We start from the raw sequence: 21,598 nt of genomic DNA, 5'->3' as shown, positions 1-21,598 counted from the left end.
TGGTTATAAACAAGTAAATGATATTTATTTTTGCTTTCAAATAGAGTACAATAAGTCTATTGCAAATAAGGAGATACAGATGAAAATTACATTATTAACAGTAGGAAAAATTAAAGAAAAGTTTTATGTGGATGCAATAAAAGAATACAGCAAAAGATTATCAAGATATTGTAAATTAAATATCATTGAAGTTGCTGATGAGAAAACAACAGAAAATTCAACGGAAGCAGAAATCAATATTGTAAAAGAAAAAGAAGCAGCAAGACTTAGCAAGCATATATCGGAAGGGGCTTTTGTCATAACTCTTGAAATCCTTGGTAAACAGTTGGATTCAGTGGAATTATCAAAGAAAATTAATCAGTTAGGAATAGAAGGAAAAAGCCATATTATATTTATAATAGGCGGTTCCCTTGGATTACATGAATCAATATCAAAACGGGCTGACTTCAAATTAAGCTTTTCAAAAATGACATTTCCACATCAGTTAATGAGAGTTATTCTTTTAGAACAGATTTACAGAAGCTATAGAATAATAAATAATCAGCCATATCATAAATGATGGTGTGGCTGATAAAATAATAGTGTGGTTGATAATTTGTAATGATTTAGCAGATTACATAGAACAAGAGATAATAATTGATTTATATTGGAATGGATATTCGTAAACAGTTATATGAAAATAGTCATAAAAAATAGAGGTGTAAGTTCACAAATTGACTTACACCTCTATTTTCTATTTAATGTAAATTTTAATATTTATTCGAAATAATATCTTTTAATAATTTGGTCCAAAATACATAATACCATTCTTCATGGTCTTTCCTTTAATCTTGTAAAGTTCACTAACGGTAACAAGCTCGTAACCTTTTTTTCTAAGCTCCGGTAGGGCTTTGATAAATCCGTTAACAGATGTTGGATGAATGTCATGTAACAAGATAATTTGGCCATCGCCTGCATGATTTATAACATAATTTTTTATGTATTTAACATTACGATGTTTCCAATCTTCTGTATCAACAGACCAATAAATCATAGGTGCTTTTGCATTCTTGCTAACTATGGAGTTGTAATTTCCATAAGGTGGTCTAAGTAATGTTGGATATTCTCCGGTTACATTTTTAATATCATTTCTTGCATAAGAAATTTCTTTCTTAACATTTTTCTTAGATAAAATCTTTAAGTTCTTATGTGACCATGTATGTGAACCAATCTCCATGCCAAGATTATATTCTCTTTGTAACTGTTTTTTAAATGAATTAGCACGATTACCTAATACGAAGAAAGTAGCTTTGCTTTCGTACTTTTTCAATGCTGATAAAAGTTTGTCTGTGTATTCACCAGGACCGTCATCAAAAGTATAAGCTACATATTTAAGTTTCTTTACAACCGTAACTTGGCATTTTGCAGTTTCATTTGTGTATTTAGAACGAACCTTAATATAAGCTGTACCTGTTTTTTTACCTTTAATAACACCGTTTTTTACTGTTACAACTTCGTTGTTTGTGCTTATCCAAACAACAGGTTCATTTTTGTATTTTTTATTTTTATCATAAGTTGTCTTTAAGTCTAAAAATCTTTTTTGATTTTTACCAACACGCAAAGAAGTAGATGTTAATTTTAAAGTCTTAATCTTGTTGTAAGGATCTCTTACTTCAATTTTGCATCTTGCTTTTATTTTGCCGGTTTCACCTTTGCAGACAATATATGTAGTTCCTGCTTTTAAAGCTGTAATCTTGCCTTTGCTATTAACACTTACAATGGAAGTGTTTTTGCTAACCCAGACAACAGGTTCTTTTGGTGAAGATGAATCCTGTTGGTATTTTAAACTGGCTTTGATAATTGCTTTCTTTCCTTTAGTTATGGAAAGAGATAACTTGTCTAACTTTATGCTTTTCAACAGTTTGTAATTAGTTGTAGCTGTGTTAGGTTTTGGATTAGCTGTTGTTTCATTTTCTTTTGCAACTGTATTAATCATGTGATTTGTCGTCCCTAAAAAAGTATATCCGAGACTACAAAACAGACCTAGCACAAGAAAAACAATTAATGCTTTCTTTAGTTTCTTCATATAAGTTACCATCCTTTTTGTTTAATTATTTTTTTCATCTCACTAATTGTAACACATATAAAAATAAATAGAATATATTTTTTTATCTTTCATATATTTTTTTAAGGAGAATTATAAAAATGGAAAATATATACAGATATTTTAATTGTAAAATAAGACAAGTTTTAGAAAAATATGAAATAAAAAACATATATGAAATTAGAATCAGAGTAAACAAAAATGTGATTTTAAATACAGGTATGGGTGAAATTATACTTGATGTTATATGTAATGAAAAAGATGTTATTGATACTTTTAATTTGATTACAGAATATTCTGCCTACGCATACGAGCAGAATATGGCTGAAGGGTTTATTACAATTCCAGGCGGACATAGAGTAGGCATTGGTGGTTATATGGCAGGAACTATTTATGATAAGCCCATTGTTAGAAATATTAGATTTATTAATTTTAGAATAAATCATCATATAAAAAATTGCAGTGAAATGATTTTTCCTAAATTATACAAAAATAATCACTTGTGTAATACATTAATAATTTCACCACCGGGACTTGGCAAGACAACATTACTTAGAGATTTAGTTTATAAAATTAGTGAAAATTTCGCTGGTACAAGTTTATGTGTCATTGATGAGCGAAATGAAATCAGTGGTTGTTATAAAGGCGTGCCAACAATGGATTTAGGAAAAAGAACAGATGTTATAAGCAACTGTTCCAAATCAAAGGGGATACTTATGGCAATAAGGTCAATGGCACCAACATTAATTGCAGTAGATGAAATAGGAACAGCACAGGATATTGAGGCGTTAGAATATGCTAATTCGTCAGGAATTTTTATAATCGCCACAGTCCATGGAAAAAATCAGGCGGATGTAATAAAAAAGCTTGGAAAAGATTTTGTAGATTTGTTCGAAAAAAAGATTTGTATATTAAATATTGGAGAGTACCTATGTGTTTAAAAGTAATTGGAGTGCTTATTGTTGTAACAGCGTGCAGCTTAATGGGTTTTGCTCTGGCAAATGAGTATATAGCAAAAATAAATAACTTAGATGCATTTAAGAAAAGTTTAAGAATTCTCAAAGGGAAAATTAAATATGATAATTTATCAGTTTTTGAGGCAATGGAACTTATAAAAATAAATAATAATGTAATAGAAAACTTTTACCATAAAGTAAGCGAAGTTTATTTTATGGAAGAAAAAACATTATTTGAAAGCTGGAAAATGGCAGTTAACAAATATTTGAAAAAAGAAATTAAATTTGATAAGCAGGAAACGGACGTAATACTTACTTTTGGAACTAATCTTGGTGTAACAGATAGGGAAACACAACTAAGTAACATTGATGAATGTATTAATGATATACAGGAAGTGATTTTGCAATTAAAGGAAGAAAAGAATAATAAGTGTAAATTATACAAATGCCTGGGAACCTTTTCAGGAATCCTAATTGCTGTTTTATTAATATGAGATGAAAGGAACAATTATGGAAATAAATATGATTTTTAAAATAGCGGCAGTAGGTATAATTGTGTCGGTTGTAGGTCAGATTTTAAAACACAGCGGTAGAGAGGAACAGGCTTTTTTGACAAGTCTGGCAGGTCTTATATTAGTCTTAACGTGGATTGTCCCATACATATATGAGCTTTTTGAAACAATAAAGAAATTATTCAGGTTGTAAGGACAGGTAAAAGATGATTGCAGTAGGAGTTATTAGTATTGCCACGGTGGTTTTAGGAATTCAGTTTAAAAATGTTAAACCCGAATATGGAATATTATTATCCATAACAGGATGTTTAATTATATTTATAATGATGCTTACAAAACTTACTTACATTATAAATATATTTAACCAGATATCAGAATTGACCAATGTTAGCAAAGAGTACATTAAAATATTGTTAAAAATAACAGGTATAACCTTTATATGCGAAATTACTTCAGATATATGTAAGGACTGTGGATATGTTGCCATATCCAATCAGGTTCAGATATTTGGAAAAATATCAATTCTGGTCATTAGTTTACCTATTTTTTCAGAGTTAATATTAAAAATAGGAAAAATGTTATCTTAGGGTTAATTGATTTATGAAAAAGATTATTTTAATTATAATGTGCATCACTGTTACTTTGTCAGTTGGCAATGTTGCAAAGTGTAGTGATAAAAATATTAAAGAAAAATCATATAATGAAGAAACGTTTATCAGTATGGATGATTTTCAATTTGATGAGCCACAAAGAATTCTTAGAGAGTCCGGTAACAGAGATATAAGTGTTAAGGAAATTATAAACAATATTATAAAAGGAAAGGTCATTACTATTTTAGGAGAAATAGTTAAAAGTATATATTATAAGACTTTTGGAAATAATTCTTATCTGTTTAATATTATTTGGCAATTATTCTTAACAATAATTATCTCGTGCTTTTTTACAAATTTTACAAAAGTTTTTTCAAAGGACGATGTTTCAGAAACAGGTTTTTTTATATGTTATCTTGTTTCAGTTACGTTTATGTTTGGTCTTTTTAGTGAACTGTGTAATATTGCTGTTGATTTTGTTGAGATGTTACTTAAATTTATGTATGGAATTGTACCAACATATTTTTTGTCAGTGGCAATTACGGGACAAGTTTCTGCTTCAGGTTTTTATCAGCTTTGTTTGGTAATTATATCAGTAGCCCAATTTGTTTTCCTACATATAATAATTCCGCTAATTAAAATATATGTTGCAGTTAGCATAGTGAACAACATATCAAAGGAAGACTTTTTGTCAAGAACAGCAGTGGTGGTTGGAAATATAGTGAATTTTCTTATGAAAACTTTTGTGGGAATCGTAACAGGACTGAATATAATACAGGCTCTTATTTTGCCATCAATTGATAGCACAAAAAATCAAACCATAAGAAAGGTAATAGGAAGTGTGCCGGTTGTTGGAAATAGTACAGATGCAATAACAGGCATATTTTTAGGATCTGCTAATTTAATAAAAAACGCTATTGGAACAACGGCTATTATAGTGATTGTTGTTTTATGTGCGGTGCCTTTTTTGAAAATTCAATTGTATTCTTTTTTGATGCAAATAGTGGCTGCTTTGGTTCAGCCTATTGCAGATTGTAGAATTGTTGCCAGTTTTAATTCCATGTCCATAGGAATGCGAATGCTTTCAAAAGTCATAACCGGTTGCAGTCTCTTATTTATAATAAGTATTGCTATAATATGTATGTGTACAGGAAAGGGGTAAAATGGAATTTATATATAGTTATATTAAAAATATTTGTATATTTATGTTGGTAATTACCATTATTACAAATATTTTTCCAGAAAGAAGATACATAAAATATATTAAATTTTTTGCAGGTATCCTTTTGATTTTGATTGTTTTGTCTCCGGTTTTTAAGATTACCAAAAAAAATATTAATGTGGATAGAATAATTACAGAAAATATTAATATAGATGCAAAAAATCAGTTAGACACCCGTCTAAATGATTTTGAAAAGAAAATAGAAGAGAGGCTAAGTGAAAAGTATGGAAATGAAACAGGAAATAATTGACAAGCTTACTAACCTGAAAAAAATAGGAAAAGAAAAAATAATTTTATTGGCACTTGCTGGCATATTATTAATTGGTTCATCATATTTTGAAAAAGTAGATAATAAAGAAAAAACAGTCAAACACACAGAAAAAAGCATATCAAAGGAAAGCTATGAGAACAAAACTAAAAAAGAAATAATAAATATTATAGAGAGTATAGATGGAGTTACAAATGTAAATGTAATGATTACTTTCAAATCAGGTAATGAAAAAATTTTACAGGTTGATAAAGAGGAAAGTCAAGAATCCGGGGAGAAAAAATCTTCTAAAGTTTCAACAGTTATCTTTAATGGAAGTCAGGAAGAATATCCTTACATTATAAAAGAAATATATCCGCAAATTGAAGGTGTGGCAGTTACGGCAAAGGGACTAAAGGATGCTGAAAAAATAAATGAGATAACAAATATGATTAATGCATTATTTAATATACCCGTTCATAAAATATCTATAATTAGTAATGATTAAAAGGAGGAAATATGAAAAAAATCTTAAAGAAAAACCAATTCATTGTTACGTTCTTAGCTGTGTTAATTGCAGTGGCAGGATATCTTAATTATTCTGCAAACCTTGATAAGAAAAATGAATCAAAAAAGGTAACTAATGATACATACGAATCAATTTATTCCAAAGATAATTTACTTACAAATAATGAAGACATAGAAAGTATGGATAAAGAAGAAGAGACTACAGAGGAACCGGGAGCTGCTGTTCTTACAAATGGAAGCACATTAAGTTCTTATATGGTTCAGGCAAAACTGAACAGAGAGCAGACAAGATCTAAAAACAAAGAAACACTGTTAGAAGTAATTAACAATAACGATATAGGCGATAAGGAAAAAAAGAAAGCTGTTAAATCAATGGTTAAAATTACTGAAAACAGTGAAATGGAAAACAATATTGAAACATTGCTTAAAGCAAAAGGATTTAACGATATTATAGTTACCATAAATGATAATCAGGCAGATGTTATTTTATCAGACACAGAAGTAAGTGATGAGAAAAGAGCACAGATTGAAGATGTTATAAAAAGAAAAACAAATATATCTGTTAACAATATAACTATTACACCGGCAAAATAAAAAAAGAAAAACGATATATGAAAGTCTTTATTAAAATATAAGAATCATATATCGTTTTCTTTATTTATGCATATGTTTTTTTATGGCATCAATTGTTTCCTGACTAATAACATGTTCAATTCTACATGCATCTTCAGTAGCAACATCTTCAGATACACCAAGTTTTATAAAACATTCAGTTAAAATCTGATGACGTTCATATATCATTTCCGCAAGACTTTTTCCGTCATCAGTTAAATATATAAAACCGGAATCTGTTACAGTTATATAGTTGTTTTCTCGAAGATGTTTCATGGCGATGCTGACACTTGATTTCTTAAATCCTAGTTCATTAGCAACATCAACAGAACGAACAACAGGAAGACGTTTACTTAAAACAAGAATTGTTTCTAAATACATCTCTGAAGATTCATTACTTTTCATTAATAAGCTCCTTTTCACATTTATAACAATGATTATATCAAAAAATAAGGCAAAATTCAATTTGTGTATTAGTGTGGTTTGTGTCAAGTAATCGTTGGCAACTTTCCTTTTCTCTTTTTCTATACGATTATTATCTACTTTTTTGTATGCCAAATAAACCCTGTCGGGTTTCTCTTTATGTTTTTTAACAGAATACTTTCTTAAATATTTTTCTTGATTCAGTCTGCACTGCATCCCTTATCGGTACATTTCCATTCATTAAGTCAATGTATCTGTTTCCCTTTCCGTCTTTTTTCGGAGCCTTTGCTGCACTTATGGTTTCTATTATTTCCTGCATCTGCATCGTGAATAACAGTCCGTCTGTATATCTGTCTATAGTTTCTATCAATTCCCTGTTTTCCCTTCGATACAATGCCTTTGCCAGGTTATTTGCTCCTGATTTTGACCATCTCATTCTACGATGTTTCATTCTTAATGTTATTACCGTACAGTTCTGGTTTTCCTGAACTCCCAACCCCTTATATACCATTCCTTTTGGTGGGGCAGATATTTCTATTCCCCTTTTGTCATAAGGTAACAGTCCTTCTTTGTTATTGGCAAGATATTTATATAACTTCATTGCTTTATTACTTCGGTTGTCTTTTTCATCCGGACTTTCAACACTTGTTGCGTATATCTGGATGTATTTAAGCATTTCTTCCATTTTCTCTTCCTCAAACAGTTGCCTTATGTCTGTCTGTGCCTTCTTATCCGTTATTTTTCTCAGTATTTCCTGATATATGTGATAACGGTCAAGCTGAAAAATTACATCAGGATCGTATTCGTCTTTTATCCAACTCCCTCCATCTCCGTTAAGTATTCGCTGTCCGATTTCATCAGCATTGTATTTCTTTCTGATGCATGCCTCACGTTTTTGGTGAAACTCACTGCTTTCTTCCATTCCCGCAAGCATGTGTTTTCCCACAAGAGTGCTTCGTTTCTGTTTTTCCTTTTCCTCATCCCAACCTTCATACATCGTGAAAACTTTCATTTCCTGCTTCTTTGTCTTTTTATGCTTTTTGTCCTGCATGTTCAGCCACACACCGTCCATTTCCTCAAACAGCACTGGTATCTCCCTTTTCCCTTCCGACTGATCCGCATTCATCTGTTTTACCGCATGTTTTTCTTCCTCACTTATTTTTTCTCCAAGACGCTGTATCACGTTCCACACACCTGCGGCACTTATGCTCTGACCGCACGTACTGCTTATTGTTTCCGCAGTTACACGATATGGTGTCTCCGTTACCGCCATTACAATCTTTTCCGCAAGATTTTTGGAAATCATACCTATCTTATCCATCTGCATTGCCTCATCCAACAGATATACATATGCCTTTTCTCCATCCGGTGTGATTGTTCCGTATATTCTCCGACTGTATTCAACAGTACCGTAAACTGTCTTTATGTTGGTTTTTCTTTTTCCCTTATCCCTGTAAGATTTTCTTTCTCTTTGTTTTGCAAGCTCGTCATCATATGTTTCCAGAATCATCTTTGTAATTTCACAACCAAGTTCACATACATGTTTAAACACTTTTTTCTCTAACTCCTTGAAAGAAATCTCTTTTTCAGCTAAACTATTAAACATCATACAGTCTCCTTTACGTATTTTTCTGAGCAGTTAATATCATAAAGAAAAACTGTATGATTGGGAAGTGGTTTTTTCTACTTCCCATTTTTTTATTTATTTTTTGCCAACTAAAATTTTACACTAACATTAGTGTGTTTTTTTACTATATTTACAATAAGGAATATACATAACAAACAAAAATTAGTAAGGACGAAAAAATATTATTGACATCTAATGAAAGTTAGACTATACTAACTAGAGTAAAAAATAGCAACAGAGAAAAGAGGAACTTATGATGCCTTTAACAATGGTGAATTCAGGGGAAGAAAATGAAATAAAAAGAGTTGGTGGAAAAGAAGAAACTAGACGCTTCCTTGAAAACTTAGGTTTTGTACAAGGAGCAAAAGTTACTGTTGTGTCTCAAATTGGAGGCAACGTTATTGTTAATGTTAAAGAATCCAGAGTCGCAATTGGCAAAGATATGGCCAATAAGATAATGGTTTAATTAATACATAAAGGAGAGGAGCTTTTTATGAAAACGTTAAGAGAAGTAGCAGTAGGTCAAACTGTTAAAGTTAAGAAACTTACTGGCGACGGCCCTGTAAAAAGAAGAATCATGGATATGGGAATAACTAAAGGCGTGGAAGTATACGTTAGAAAAGTTGCACCACTTGGTGATCCTGTAGAAGTAACTGTTAGAGGTTATGAATTATCTTTAAGAAAAGCAGATGCCGAAATGATTGAAGTAGAATAATTTTTTTTACTATACAGTTAGAAAACACTAACAAAAGATAGCAAAGACAAACAATGGGAGGAAAATAGTAATGTCGATTAAAATTGCATTGGCTGGTAATCCAAATAGTGGTAAAACAACTTTGTTTAATGCTCTAACAGGATCAAACCAATTTGTAGGTAACTGGCCCGGAGTAACAGTAGAAAAAAAAGAAGGTAAATTAAAAGGACATAAAGATGTTAAGCTTATGGATTTACCTGGTATTTATTCTTTATCACCATATACTTTGGAAGAAGTTGTGGCTAGAAATTATCTTATTAACGAGGTACCTGATGCAATCATCAATATTGTTGATGGTACAAATATAGAAAGAAACTTATATCTTTCAACACAGATTATGGAACTTGGTATTCCTGTAATCATGGCTGTTAATATGATGGATATCGTTGAAAAGAAAGGTGATAAGATTCATATTGACAAACTTAGCGAAAAGTTAGGTTGTGAAGTTGTTGAAATATCTGCTTTAAAAGGAAAAGGTATTAAAGAGCTTGCAAACAAAGCAGTTAAACTTGCTGAAAGCAAGCAGGAAAATAAAATAGCACATAAATTTAATGAAAAGCTTGAAACAATCATTGATGAGACAGAAGCTCTTTTATCATCAGAAGTTCCTGATGCACAGAAAAGATTCTTTGCAATTAAGTTGTTAGAAAAAGATGATAAGATTTCAGAAAACTTAAAGGATGTTCCAAATGTAAACAATCAGATTGAAGCATTAGAAAAAGAGTTTGATGATGATACAGAAAGTATTATTACAAATGAAAGATACGAATACATATCTTCAATAATTAACGGATGCTATACAAAGTCAAACAAAGAAAAATTAACAACATCTGACAAAATTGATAGAATTGTTACTAACAGATGGGCAGCTCTTCCAATTTTTGCAATTGTAATGTTTGTTGTATATTATATTTCAGTTACAACAGTTGGTACAATTGTAACTGACTGGACAAATGATGTATTGTTTGGTGAGATTATTCCACCTGCGATTGAAAAAGTATTAGTAGCGCTTAACTGTGCTGACTGGTTACAGGGACTTATCCTTGATGGTATTGTTGCGGGTGTTGGTGCTGTTCTTGGTTTTGTTCCACAGATGTTAGTATTATTCTTCTTCTTAGCTGTACTTGAATCTTGTGGTTACATGGCAAGAGTAGCGTTCATCATGGACAGAATTTTTAGAAAATTCGGTTTATCAGGTAAATCATTTATCCCTATGCTTATTGGTAGTGGTTGTGGTGTTCCTGGTGTAATGGCTTCAAGAACAATTGAAAATGACAGAGATAGAAAAATGACAATTATGACAACTACATTTATTCCATGTGGTGCTAAATTACCAATCATTGCGTTAATCGCAGGTGCGTTATTTGATGGTGCCTGGTGGGTAGCTCCAAGTTCATATTTTGTAGGTGTTGCAGCAATTATCGTATCTGGTATTATTTTAAAGAAAACTAAATTGTTCGCAGGAGATCCTGCACCATTCGTAATGGAACTTCCAGCATACCATTTACCAACAGCAGGTAATGTTTTAAGAAGTATGTGGGAACGTGGATGGTCATTCATCAAGAAAGCAGGAACAATTATTACACTTTCAACAATCTTACTTTGGTTCTTAATGAACTTTGGTTGGCTTGACGGACACTTTGGCATGCTTGATATGGAAACACAGTTAAATGACAGCATTTTAGCAAAAATCGGTGGTGTTATCGCGCCAATCTTCAAACCTCTTGGATGGGGTAACTGGAAAATGGCAGTTGCTGCTGTTACTGGTCTTATTGCTAAGGAAAACGTTGTTAGTACATTTGGTATGTTATTCGGATTTGGTTCTGAAATCGCAGAAGACGGTCAGGAAGTTTGGGGAACACTTGCTCATAGCATGAGTGCTATTGCAGCTTACTCATTCTTAGTATTCAACTTATTATGTGCTCCATGTTTTGCAGCTATGGGTGCTATTAAGAGAGAAATGAACAATACAAAATGGTTCTTCTTTGCAATTGGATACCAGTGTGGTTTAGCTTACTTAGTTTCACTTTGTATTTTCCAAATCGGTTCATTATTTACAGGAGCAACATTTGGATTTGGTACAATTTTTGCCGTTGCAATAATAATCGCATTTATTTACTTATTATTTAGACCTTATAAACAAAGTAAAACTTTAAAATATTAATAAAAATGGCAGACTTGCCGTGTAAATCATTATGAAATATGGAAATGAAACTGGGCATTTCGTTTCCGACTTGAAAGGAGAGGGTTTTATGAATGGAATAGTAGGAACATTTATTGTTTTAGCTGTTTTAGTAGTTATTGTGTGTTTAATAGTTAGAAGCATGATAAAGGATAAAAAAAGTGGAAAATCTCTCCAATGTGGTGGAGATTGCAGTAAATGTAGGGGCTGCCACTAAGGCTTAGAAAAGGACTGGATAGGTAATTGAAATTTAAAGTTCGTTACTTATTCAGTTTTTTTCTTTAATAATAAGATTAAGATTTAAAATTGAAAGTTTCAAATTGCCATTATATTAATATACAACTTAAAGTATAAACTCCAATAATATAAAAGGTTGTAGATTTTAGAAATAAATTGAAAACTTAATGTAAGTATTAATGAAGATTATTTTAAGAAAGGAATAAAGATGTTTTTAGAGGTAAAAAATTTAAAGAAAAGTTTTGGACAGGGAGAGAACTCTGTAGAAGTTTTAAAAGAAATTGATTTTAATGTAGCTAAAGGTGAAATCTGTGTAATGTTAGGACCTTCAGGTTCAGGTAAATCTACACTTCTTAACATAATAGGAGGTATAGATAACGGCGATGAAGGATATGTAGCAATTAATGGAGAAAAAACTTCAAATATGAGCGAAGGCGAATTAACGAATTACAGAAGAAAACACCTTGGCTATATTTTTCAAATGTATAATCTTATTCCTAATTTAAATGTAAAAGAAAATATTGAAGTAGGTGCATATTTAAGTGACAATCCTTTAGATATTGATGAACTTCTTAATACTTTAGGCTTGTATGAACACAGAAATAAGTTACCAAATCAGTTATCCGGTGGTCAGCAACAAAGAACAGCCATTGGAAGAGCTATTGTAAAAAATCCTGATATTTTATTATGTGATGAGCCAACGGGAGCTCTCGATTACAATACTTCAAAAGATATTTTACAGTTAATTGAAGATGTAAACAAAAAATATGGCAATACAATTATCATGGTTACACATAATGATGCAATAAAAAATATGGCAGATAAAATCATTAAATTAAAAGATGGACAAATAAGAAAAATAGTTGAAAATGAAAATAAAATATCTGCTAAAGATCTTGACTGGTAGGGGGGGATTGGTATGAGAAGTCCTTTACTGAAAAGATTACCAAGAGAGTTAAAAAGTGAACTTGGAAAATATATAGCAATATTTCTTTTTATGACATTAACAATCGGTTTCATATCAGGTTTCCTTGTTGCCGGTTCAAGCATGAAGAAAACTTATGATGACAGTTTTGAAAAATACAATATTGAAAATGGTCATTTTGTTTTAAAAAATGATTTGTCACATAGTGATAAAAAAGAAATAGAAAAAAATAATATAAAAATATATAAAAATTTTTATAAAGAGTTACAAAGTGACAAAAAACTATCAGGAAGTGAAAATGCAACTTTACGTTTGTTTAAAAACAGAAAAGATGTAAATAAAATCTGCATAATGGATGGTGAACTTCCTAAGAAAAATAACGAAATAGCTCTTGATAGAATGTTTGCGGATAACAATAAAATCAAAATAGGCGATACGGTTGGTTTTTCAAAAGAAAAATACAAAGTTACAGGTTTAGTGGCGTTGTCAGATTACAGTGCACTATTTTCAAATAATACAGATCTTATGTTTGATGCTGTGTTGTTCGGCGTGGCAATTGTTACAGACGATCAGTTTGATGCCATTGACAAAAATACATTTTATGATTATGCATGGAAATACAATAATGAACCTGCAAATGAAAAAAACGAAAAGAAGAAATCGGACAAGTTAGTTAAGGAAATATCAAAAGTAGTCTATGCAGGCGGAAATGAAATTAATGAATATGTACCAAGATATACTAATTCGGCTATTAATTTTACAGGCGATGATATAGGTAGTGATCATTCTATGATGATTGTGCTTTTATATATTTTAATTATAATTTTAGCATTTGTATTCGCTGTTACAATTAATCATACAATTGTAAATGAAGCAACGGCCATAGGTACACTTAGAGCCATGGGCTATTCAAAGAAACAGTTGGTAGTACATTATATGGCACTTCCAATCATAATTTCGCTTATAGCTGCAATTATTGGAAATGTTTTGGGCTATACAATATTTAAAAATGTTGCGGCAGGAATGTATTATGGAAGTTACAGCCTTACAAAATATAAGACAATTTGGAATGCAGAAGCGTTTATTTTAACTACGGTTGTTCCTTTGATAATTATGCTTGTAATTAATTTTATTACATTAATGTCTAAACTTTCCATAAGTCCACTTAAGTTTATCAGAAAGGATTTAACAAGAAAGAAGAACAGGAGAGCATTAAAATTACCAAACTTTAAATTTATTACAAGATTCCGTTTGAGAATAATTTTACAAAACAAAGGTAATTACATAACTTTATTTGTTGGTATTTTGTTTGCCAATATTATGCTGTTATTTGGTATGATGATGCATCCTTTATTAACACATTATCAAAATGAAATTGTAGACAATATGATTGCAAAAAATCAATATGTGTTAAAGAATTCTGTCCAGGTAAAAAATAAAGATGCTGAAAAATACAGTTTAACATCTTTACAGATTAACAGACGTTCTCTTAGTGAGGATATAAGCCTGTATGGTATTGAAGAAGACAGTAAATATTTTAAAAAGAACGTAGAAAATGGAATGTATATTTCCGATGGCTTATCAGAAAAATACAAAATAAATAAAGGTGATACTTTTACATTAAAAGATAAATACAGTGGTAAAAAATACAAAATAAAGGTAGCCGGAGTAATTAATTATCCGGGTAGTCTTTCAGTATTTATGACAAGAGATAAACTAAATTCATTAATTGATAAGGACAAGAATTATTTTTCAGGCTATTTTTCAAATGAAAAATTGTCCATTGACGACGAAGATGTTGCAAGTATAATAACAGAAAAAGATATGACCAAAACCTCCAGACAGCTAAACGTTTCAATGGGGAATATGTTTTATCTTATAAATGTTTTTGCAATTTGTCTGTTTGTTTTACTTATTTATCTTTTAACAAAATTAATAATTGAGAAGAATAAAAATTCAATCTCAATGGTTAAAATTTTGGCTACAATAATAGGGAAGTCGGTAAACTTTATATAACAGCAACAACCTGGATGGTTGGCTTGTCAATAATTATAAGCCTTATTTTATCAACAGAAATTATTGATCAGATTTATTTTGAAATGATGAAAGATTATAATGGTTGGCTAACTTTATATTTGGAACAAAAAACTTATGTTGAAATGTTTATCATAGGAATTGTCTGCTATGGTATAGTTGCATTTTTCCAGTTTAAAAAAATTAAGAAGATACCAATGGACAACGCACTTAAAAACGTTGAATAGGAAATTAAAACGTTAATATGGAAAATGTTTAAAAAAATCAAAAAAGTTGCATATTTTTTTCTTGTTTTCATATATCATAAAAAAGAATTGAATTATATTTCATAGTATGGTAATTATATACGTGAAAGTATATTTTCAAAACAAAAAATATTTTATAGAATGAGGCATGAATAATGAGAGATGAAATTATTGAAATTTTGGAGATGATTAGTCCGGGAATTAGTGTGGAAAACAATAATTTAAACCTTGTAGAATATTTAGAATCTATGGAAATGATTGAATTTATTGAGGAGCTGGAAAACAATTTTGACATCGAAATTCCTTCAGAAGAAAAGATTGAAGAAAATTTTGAAAATATTGAGTCAATAATGGAAATGATAGTGAAACTTCAATAAATTTATAAAAACAAAAACAGCCATTTGAAGGTAATGTGGTACCTGTCAGATGGCTGTTTCTGTTTTGCCTAAATGGTTGTAAATTTATATTATTAATGATATACTATCGTTAGTTTATAAGGTTATCCTTAAGGTAGGAGGTTTGAAATGGAAGATGTAAGAAACACATATAGAATAAACGAAAAATCAGAATTAGGTGATGTTCATATTAGTGATGATGTACTTGCTGTTATTTCAGCAATGGCAGCTTTAGAAGTTGATGGTGTTGTTGGTATGGCTGGTAATATCACATCAGAGATTGTTGCAAAACTTGGCATGAAGAAACTTTCAAAGGGCGTTAGAGTTGATGTAGCTGAAGGTAGCGTTATGGTAGATGTTTCAATTATTATCAGAATGAACGAAAAGATTATTGAAGTATCTAAGAAAGTACAGGACAGAGTTAAAACTACAGTTGAAAATATGACAGGCTTGAAGGTTGAGAATGTTAATGTAAACATTTCAAGTGTTTTATCAAAATAATTTAGATTAACGTAGGGTGTCTGTTAGGACACCCTTTTTGAACGTAATAACATAATTAATAATCAGATATGTGGAGGAAATATGAAGAGAGCCGAAATCAGAGAATATGTTTTTAAATTGTTATATTGTACAGAGTTCCATGAGGATGAAGATTTACAAAAACAATATAGATTATACATGGAGAATTTAGAACAGTTAGGCGAAATTAAAGAAATAAAGGAAAAAGATAAAGAATATATAATTAATCGTGTTACAGATATAGTTTCAAGAATTGATGATATTGATAAAGAAATTGACAAGGTAGCTGTATCATGGAAAACAGACAGAATGGCAAAAGCTGACCTAAATATTCTTAGATTAGCTTACTATGAAATGAATATTGATGATGATATACCAAAGCCTGTTGCCGTAGACCAGGCTGTTGAACTTGCCAAAAAGTACGGAACAGATGATTCACCATCATTTGTTAATGGGGTTCTTGCAAAATTATTTTAGGAGATAATATATGCCGTCTATATACACAGTTGGTCAGGTAAACACATATATAAAGCAAATGTTTAGTCAGGATTTTATGCTGGCTAATATTTGCATTAAGGGAGAAATAAGCAATGTAACTTATCATTCTTCAGGTCATATATATTTTACATTGAAAGATAAGACAGGTGTAATTTCAGCCATAATGTTTAAGGGTAACAGAAACAATTTGAAATTCACATTAGAAGAAGGACAGAAGGTAATTGTTTTAGGCAGCGTTAACGTCTTTGAAAGAGATGGAAAATATCAGTTATATGCAAAAAGTATAACCTTAGAAGGTGCAGGCCTACTATATCAGCGTTTTGAACAGTTAAAAAACGAACTTAGTGAAATGGGACTTTTTGATAACATGTATAAGAAACCCATACCTAAGTATTCTTTAAAAATTGGAATTTGCACAGCAAAAACAGGTGCTGCAATACAGGATATTATTAATATTACAAAGCGAAGAAATCCTTATGTGCAGTTATATTTATATTCAAGTCTTGTACAGGGGGCAGAGGCTGCAATAGATATTGTAAACGGTATCAGATATTTAGATTCATTGTCTCTAGATGTAATTATTGTGGGCCGTGGTGGTGGCTCCATTGAAGATTTGTGGGCTTTTAATGAGGAAATAGTGGCAAAAGCTATTTTCGATTGTAATACACCTATTATTTCGGCGGTAGGTCACGAAACTGATACAACAATTGCTGATTATGTGGCAGACTTAAGGGCACCAACTCCAAGTGCTGCGGCTGAGATAGCTGTATTTGATTACAATGAATATTTACTTAATATCACACGTTACAAACAGTTGTTACTATCTCAGATGGTTAATAAAATTTCAAACACACGTAACAATTTGAAATATATACAGACCAAACTTAATCTATATAATCCAATTAATCAGTTAAATACCAAAAAACAGTATTCAGATGAATTATATACAAAACTTAATGATGCTTTTAATAGTTTATTCACTAACAGAAAGCATATGCTTGCAATATATGCGGAGAAACTTAACGGTTTATCTCCTTTAAATAAAATTTCAAAAGGCTTTGCTTATTTTGCTAATGATAAGGGCGAAGCAATTAATTCTGTAAAACAGGTTAATGTAGGTGATGATGTTATGTTGACTGTTAAGGATGGACAAATAAAAGCAAAAACCTATGATATAACTGAAGGAGTTTATAATGGAAAATAAAAAAAATATAGAACAGAACTTTAATGAAGTTGAAAAAATTATTGAAGCAATGCAAAAAGAAGATGTTACATTAGATGAGTCTTTTAAATTATATAATCAGGGCTTGAAAATAATAAAAGACTGCAATCAGCAGATAGAGACTATTGAAAAACAAATTAAAATAATAAATGAAGAAGCACAGCAGAACGTTTAACAGACATTTAGGAGTTATTATGAACGATTTCAATACAAACTTAAAGTTAAAAACAAAAGAAGTAGAAGATATTATATATAATTATTTTCCAAAAGAAGAAGGCAAACAGAAAATAATTATTGAGGCAATGAATTACAGTCTTAAAGCAGGTGGAAAAAGACTTCGTCCAATGCTTATAATGGAAACGGCAAAATTGTTTAAAGACGATGTTACAAATGTTTATCCTTTTATGGCAGCGATAGAAATGATTCATACTTATTCTTTGGTACATGATGATTTACCTGCAATGGATAATGATGAATATCGTCGTGGCAAAAAAACTACACATGCGCAGTATGGCGAGGATTTGGGTATATTAGCAGGAGATGGTCTTCTTAATATGGCCTATGAGATTATGTCTCAGGCTGTAATAAAAAGTGATAAGCCTATGAAAGCTGCAGAGGCAATGGGTGTAATTGCAAAGAAAGCAGGCGTCTATGGCATGGTTGGCGGTCAGACTGTTGATGTAATAAATGAAAATAAAAAGATGGATATGGATACAATTATGTATATCCACAATTTGAAAACGGCAGCTTTAATAGAAGCTTCCATGATGGCAGGTGCAATTCTTGCAGGGGCAAATGAAGTTGAGATTCTAAATGTAGAAAAAATAGCAAAAAACGTTGGTATAGCCTTTCAGATACAGGATGATATTTTGGATATTACAAGTACAACAGATGTTTTAGGCAAACCTGTTCACAGTGACGAAAAGAACAACAAAACAACATACGTTTCTCTTTGTGGCATAGAACAATCAAAAAAGGATGTTGAAAAATATTCAAAAGAAGCAATTGAAATTTTAGATAATATTAACGGCAATAATGATTTCCTAAAACAATTAATAATTAAATTAATTAATAGGAAAAAATAAAACTAAAGCGTAAGAAATATGGGACAAATATTAGATAATATAAATAAAGAAAATGATATAAAAAAAATAGATAAGGATTTATATCCTATTTTGGCTGAAGAAATAAGAAGTTTTTTAATAGAAAAAGTCAGCAAAACAGGTGGTCATCTTGCGTCAAATTTAGGTGCTGTAGATATGACTATAGCTCTGCATGCAGTTTTAAATTTCCCACAGGATAAAATTGTATGGGATGTAGGTCATCAGTCATACACACATAAAATTTTAACAGGTCGTAAGGAACAGTTTGATACATTAAGACAGCTTGATGGTATAAGTGGTTTTCCAAAACGACACGAAAGCGATACTGATTCTTTTGACACAGGGCACAGCTCAACATCAATATCTGCGGCGCTTGGTATGGCTATGGCAAATAAGCTTAATAATAACAATAATAAGGTTGTGGCGGTTATTGGTGATGGAGCACTTACCGGTGGCATGGCTTTGGAAGCTCTTAATAATGTTGCAAGTTTAGGAAAGAATTTTGTAATTATTTTAAATGACAACAATATGTCTATTTCTCAAAATGTTGGCAGTATGTCAAACTATTTAAATAAGTTAAGAGTTGGAGAACACTACAATTACCTGAAGGAAGATGTTGAAACATCTTTAAGCAAAATTCCAAAAATCGGTAAAAAAATAGTTAAAAAAGTAAAGAAAACGAAAGATAATATTAAGAACTTTATTATACCAGGTGGTTTGTTTGACGATTTAGGAATCACATATATTGGACCCGTTAATGGACATGATATTAATGGAATGATTAGTATTTTTAAAAATGCCTTAAAAATAGACCATCCAATTGTTATACATGTAAAAACAACAAAGGGAAAAGGATATTTACCTGCGCAAAATAATCCGTCAAAATTTCATGGCATAGGAAAGTTTGATGTTGAAACAGGAGAGGAAGTAAAGTCTTCAGCTGCAGGAACAATGTCTTACACAGAAGTTTTTTCAAGAACATTAGTTAAATTGGCTAAGAAAAATAAAAAAATATTAGCTATTACAGCAGCAATGCCTGATGGCACAGGTCTTTCAAGATTTCAAAAAGAATATCCTGACAGATTTTTTGATGTAGGTATAGCTGAGGAACATGCAGTAACTTTTGCGGCAGGACTTGCAGCCAGTGGCTATAAACCTGTTGTTTCAATTTATTCATCTTTTTATCAGAGAGCTTATGATCAGATACTACATGATGTGTGTCTTCAAAACTTACCTGTTGTAATGATTGTTGACAGGGCAGGTCTGGTAGGTCAGGATGGTGAAACACATCAGGGAATATTTGATGTATCTTTTATGTCAGCAATTCCTAATTTAACAATAATTGCTCCAAAAGATACAAAGGAATTAATTGAATCTGTGAAATTTGCAATGGAATATAATGGTCCTATTGCCATACGTTTTCCTAGAGGTACAGCTTATGTGGCAGAGAAAAAAACGACTAGTCCGGTTGAACTTGGAAAAAGTGAAATTGTAAATTATGGTTATAATATTGCCATAATCGCAGTTGGAAATATGTTTGAAGAAGTAGAAAAAACCTATAATTTGCTTATGAAAGAAAACATTAATCCAACAATTGTAAATGCAAGATTCGTAAAACCATTAGACAAAGATATGATTGAACATGTTGCAAAAAGACATAAACAGATTATTGTAGTGGAAGAAGCTATAAAAAAAGGTGGTTATGGCGAGGCAGTATCCACATACGTTCAGGAAAACTGTTTAGATTGTAATGTAAAAATCATGGCAATTGAGGATTGTTTTGTTGAGCAGGGCTTGGTTGATGAATTAAGAGAAAAAATCGGCATTAGTAGCAAAAAAATATATGAGAAGGTTAAAGAGTTAGTATAATGAAAGAAAGATTAGATGTTTTACTTGTAAAAAGAGGTTTGGCACCTTCAAGAGAAAAAGCAAAAACAATAATTATGAGTGGCATTGTTTTTGTGGATAATCAAAGAGAGGACAAGGCCGGAACTTTTTTTAAGGATGATGTTAATATTGAAGTAAGAGGTAAAACTCTTAAATATGTAAGTCGTGGGGGCTTAAAGTTAGAAAAGGCAATGGATTGTTTTGGAGTACAGTTAGATGGAAAAATCTGTATGGACGTAGGTGCTTCAACAGGCGGTTTCACAGACTGTATGTTACAAAACGGAGCTGTAAAAGTTTACTCAGTTGATGTAGGTCATGGACAGCTTGCCTGGAAACTGGTTCAGGACGAAAGAGTTATATGCATGGATAGAACAAATATCCGTTATGTAACACCTGAAGATATTGATGAGGTTATAGATTTTGCCTCAATTGATGTTTCATTTATATCACTTACAAAAGTTTTATTACCTGTAAAAAATCTTCTTACAGAAAATGGTCAGATTGTTTGTCTTATTAAACCACAATTTGAGGCAGGAAGAGAAAACGTGGGAAAGAAAGGCGTTGTAAGAGATAAGAAGGTTCATAAAGATGTTATAGAAAGTGTTATAACATTTGCCATGAGTATTGGATTTGATATTATTAATTTGGATTTTTCACCTGTGAAAGGCCCTGAAGGAAATATCGAATATTTATTATATTTACAGAATACAAATAAAGAACAAGGCGAAAAATTATCAGATATAATACCTGAAGAGGTCGTGGAAAAATCACATCAGGAATTGGATAAATAGAGGATT

Annotated in this window: 27 protein-coding genes; 24 read left to right on the top strand and 3 right to left on the bottom strand. The window is 31.0% G+C overall.

Going from position 1 to position 21,598, the window contains the following annotated elements:
• The first annotated feature begins 79 nt into the window (after positions 1–79).
• Positions 80–559, top strand: coding sequence for a 23S rRNA (pseudouridine(1915)-N(3))-methyltransferase RlmH (gene rlmH / locus ACQY63_RS03190; RefSeq protein ID WP_117999495.1), 480 nt, complete (start codon positions 80–82; stop codon positions 557–559).
• Positions 560–775: 216 nt separating this feature from the next.
• Here rlmH and ACQY63_RS03185 read toward each other — a convergent pair whose 3' ends face one another.
• Entirely contained in the window at positions 776–2,065 is a 1,290-nt protein-coding gene (locus tag ACQY63_RS03185; protein WP_428244697.1) for a polysaccharide deacetylase family protein, read from the bottom strand.
• 119 nt (positions 2,066–2,184) lie between these two features.
• On the opposite strand from ACQY63_RS03185, the gene ACQY63_RS03180 reads away from it, so the two are divergent.
• Genes ACQY63_RS03180 through ACQY63_RS03145 form a run of 8 tightly spaced genes read left to right on the top strand, consistent with a single transcriptional unit; the run spans position 2,185 to position 6,732 of the window.
• The gene (locus ACQY63_RS03180; protein ID WP_428244696.1) at positions 2,185–3,024 is read left to right on the top strand and encodes a stage III sporulation protein AA; all 840 of its coding nucleotides are present in this window, start codon (positions 2,185–2,187) and stop codon (positions 3,022–3,024) included.
• Positions 3,015–3,533, top strand: a complete 519-nt coding sequence (locus ACQY63_RS03175; RefSeq protein WP_412622620.1) for a stage III sporulation protein AB — start codon at positions 3,015–3,017, stop codon at positions 3,531–3,533. Before ACQY63_RS03180 ends, ACQY63_RS03175 begins: the two co-directional genes overlap by 10 nt.
• Before the next feature lie 16 nt (positions 3,534–3,549).
• On the top strand, positions 3,550–3,744 hold the full coding sequence (gene spoIIIAC, locus ACQY63_RS03170; protein ID WP_022164787.1) for a stage III sporulation protein AC: 195 nt from the start codon (positions 3,550–3,552) through the stop codon (positions 3,742–3,744).
• A gap of 13 nt (positions 3,745–3,757) precedes the next feature.
• Positions 3,758–4,138, top strand: a complete 381-nt coding sequence (locus ACQY63_RS03165; protein WP_412622618.1) for a SpoIIIAC/SpoIIIAD family protein — start codon at positions 3,758–3,760, stop codon at positions 4,136–4,138.
• Positions 4,139–4,151: 13 nt separating this feature from the next.
• Positions 4,152–5,303, top strand: a complete 1,152-nt coding sequence (locus ACQY63_RS03160) for a stage III sporulation protein AE (protein WP_412622616.1) — start codon at positions 4,152–4,154, stop codon at positions 5,301–5,303.
• Position 5,304: 1 nt separating this feature from the next.
• Positions 5,305–5,613 (top strand): stage III sporulation protein AF, encoded by a 309-nt coding sequence (locus ACQY63_RS03155; protein ID WP_428244695.1) that lies wholly within the window; start codon positions 5,305–5,307, stop codon positions 5,611–5,613.
• Positions 5,594–6,118, top strand: coding sequence for a hypothetical protein (locus tag ACQY63_RS03150; protein ID WP_412334748.1), 525 nt, complete (start codon positions 5,594–5,596; stop codon positions 6,116–6,118). The genes ACQY63_RS03155 and ACQY63_RS03150 overlap by 20 nt, the downstream gene beginning before the upstream one ends.
• A gap of 11 nt (positions 6,119–6,129) precedes the next feature.
• The gene (locus ACQY63_RS03145) at positions 6,130–6,732 is read left to right on the top strand and encodes a SpoIIIAH-like family protein (RefSeq protein WP_296964392.1); all 603 of its coding nucleotides are present in this window, start codon (positions 6,130–6,132) and stop codon (positions 6,730–6,732) included.
• Between the two features lie 60 nt (positions 6,733–6,792).
• Here ACQY63_RS03145 and ACQY63_RS03140 read toward each other — a convergent pair whose 3' ends face one another.
• Both ACQY63_RS03140 and ACQY63_RS03135 read right to left on the bottom strand, forming a co-directional pair.
• Positions 6,793–7,155: a metal-dependent transcriptional regulator gene (locus tag ACQY63_RS03140; protein ID WP_022164731.1), complete on the bottom strand. Its 363-nt coding sequence runs from the start codon at positions 7,153–7,155 to the stop codon at positions 6,793–6,795.
• Positions 7,156–7,339: 184 nt separating this feature from the next.
• Positions 7,340–8,782: an ISLre2 family transposase gene (locus ACQY63_RS03135; RefSeq protein ID WP_428244694.1), complete on the bottom strand. Its 1,443-nt coding sequence runs from the start codon at positions 8,780–8,782 to the stop codon at positions 7,340–7,342.
• Positions 8,783–9,053: 271 nt separating this feature from the next.
• Between ACQY63_RS03135 and ACQY63_RS03130 the strand changes: the two genes are divergently transcribed.
• The 15 genes from ACQY63_RS03130 to ACQY63_RS03060 all read left to right on the top strand — a co-directional run bounded on the left by ACQY63_RS03130 (position 9,054) and on the right by ACQY63_RS03060 (position 21,592).
• Positions 9,054–9,266: a FeoA family protein gene (locus ACQY63_RS03130; RefSeq protein WP_022164732.1), complete on the top strand. Its 213-nt coding sequence runs from the start codon at positions 9,054–9,056 to the stop codon at positions 9,264–9,266.
• A 27-nt stretch (positions 9,267–9,293) separates the two neighbouring features.
• Positions 9,294–9,515, top strand: coding sequence for a FeoA family protein (locus ACQY63_RS03125; RefSeq protein ID WP_022164733.1), 222 nt, complete (start codon positions 9,294–9,296; stop codon positions 9,513–9,515).
• 70 nt (positions 9,516–9,585) lie between these two features.
• Positions 9,586–11,718, top strand: coding sequence for a ferrous iron transport protein B (gene feoB, locus ACQY63_RS03120; protein WP_412622613.1), 2,133 nt, complete (start codon positions 9,586–9,588; stop codon positions 11,716–11,718).
• Positions 11,719–11,806: 88 nt separating this feature from the next.
• Entirely contained in the window at positions 11,807–11,953 is a 147-nt protein-coding gene (locus ACQY63_RS03115) for a FeoB-associated Cys-rich membrane protein (protein ID WP_117999505.1), read from the top strand.
• A 228-nt stretch (positions 11,954–12,181) separates the two neighbouring features.
• Positions 12,182–12,880, top strand: coding sequence for an ABC transporter ATP-binding protein (locus tag ACQY63_RS03110; RefSeq protein WP_302689511.1), 699 nt, complete (start codon positions 12,182–12,184; stop codon positions 12,878–12,880).
• 12 nt (positions 12,881–12,892) lie between these two features.
• The gene (locus ACQY63_RS03105) at positions 12,893–14,914 is read left to right on the top strand and encodes an FtsX-like permease family protein (RefSeq protein WP_428244693.1); all 2,022 of its coding nucleotides are present in this window, start codon (positions 12,893–12,895) and stop codon (positions 14,912–14,914) included.
• Between the two features lie 23 nt (positions 14,915–14,937).
• On the top strand, positions 14,938–15,159 hold the full coding sequence (locus ACQY63_RS03100; RefSeq protein WP_428244692.1) for a hypothetical protein: 222 nt from the start codon (positions 14,938–14,940) through the stop codon (positions 15,157–15,159).
• Between the two features lie 173 nt (positions 15,160–15,332).
• Positions 15,333–15,554 carry a phosphopantetheine-binding protein gene (locus tag ACQY63_RS03095; RefSeq protein WP_022165604.1) on the top strand — a complete coding sequence of 74 codons (222 nt, stop codon included), beginning with the start codon at positions 15,333–15,335 and terminating at the stop codon, positions 15,552–15,554.
• Between the two features lie 147 nt (positions 15,555–15,701).
• On the top strand, positions 15,702–16,073 hold the full coding sequence (locus ACQY63_RS03090; RefSeq protein ID WP_022165603.1) for an Asp23/Gls24 family envelope stress response protein: 372 nt from the start codon (positions 15,702–15,704) through the stop codon (positions 16,071–16,073).
• Between the two features lie 81 nt (positions 16,074–16,154).
• A complete protein-coding gene (nusB, locus tag ACQY63_RS03085) occupies positions 16,155–16,568 on the top strand; it encodes a transcription antitermination factor NusB (protein ID WP_412622608.1) in 414 nt (137 codons plus the stop codon).
• Positions 16,569–16,578: 10 nt separating this feature from the next.
• Positions 16,579–17,793: an exodeoxyribonuclease VII large subunit gene (xseA, locus tag ACQY63_RS03080; protein ID WP_428244691.1), complete on the top strand. Its 1,215-nt coding sequence runs from the start codon at positions 16,579–16,581 to the stop codon at positions 17,791–17,793.
• On the top strand, positions 17,783–17,986 hold the full coding sequence (gene xseB, locus ACQY63_RS03075; protein ID WP_117999510.1) for an exodeoxyribonuclease VII small subunit: 204 nt from the start codon (positions 17,783–17,785) through the stop codon (positions 17,984–17,986). The genes xseA and xseB overlap by 11 nt, the downstream gene beginning before the upstream one ends.
• Before the next feature lie 19 nt (positions 17,987–18,005).
• A complete protein-coding gene (locus tag ACQY63_RS03070) occupies positions 18,006–18,896 on the top strand; it encodes a polyprenyl synthetase family protein (RefSeq protein WP_428244690.1) in 891 nt (296 codons plus the stop codon).
• Between the two features lie 18 nt (positions 18,897–18,914).
• Positions 18,915–20,783 carry a 1-deoxy-D-xylulose-5-phosphate synthase gene (gene dxs, locus ACQY63_RS03065; protein WP_022165599.1) on the top strand — a complete coding sequence of 623 codons (1,869 nt, stop codon included), beginning with the start codon at positions 18,915–18,917 and terminating at the stop codon, positions 20,781–20,783.
• Entirely contained in the window at positions 20,783–21,592 is an 810-nt protein-coding gene (locus tag ACQY63_RS03060) for a TlyA family RNA methyltransferase (RefSeq protein WP_428244689.1), read from the top strand. The genes dxs and ACQY63_RS03060 overlap by 1 nt, the downstream gene beginning before the upstream one ends.
• The last annotated feature ends 6 nt before the right edge of the window (positions 21,593–21,598 follow it).

Source organism: Eubacterium sp. Marseille-QA0814, from assembly GCF_965119675.1.
Lineage (GTDB): Bacteria > Bacillota > Clostridia > Lachnospirales > Lachnospiraceae > Eubacterium_G.
The sequence above is the reverse complement of the archived record's forward strand: the minus strand, read 5'-3'. Positions and strand labels throughout refer to the sequence as shown.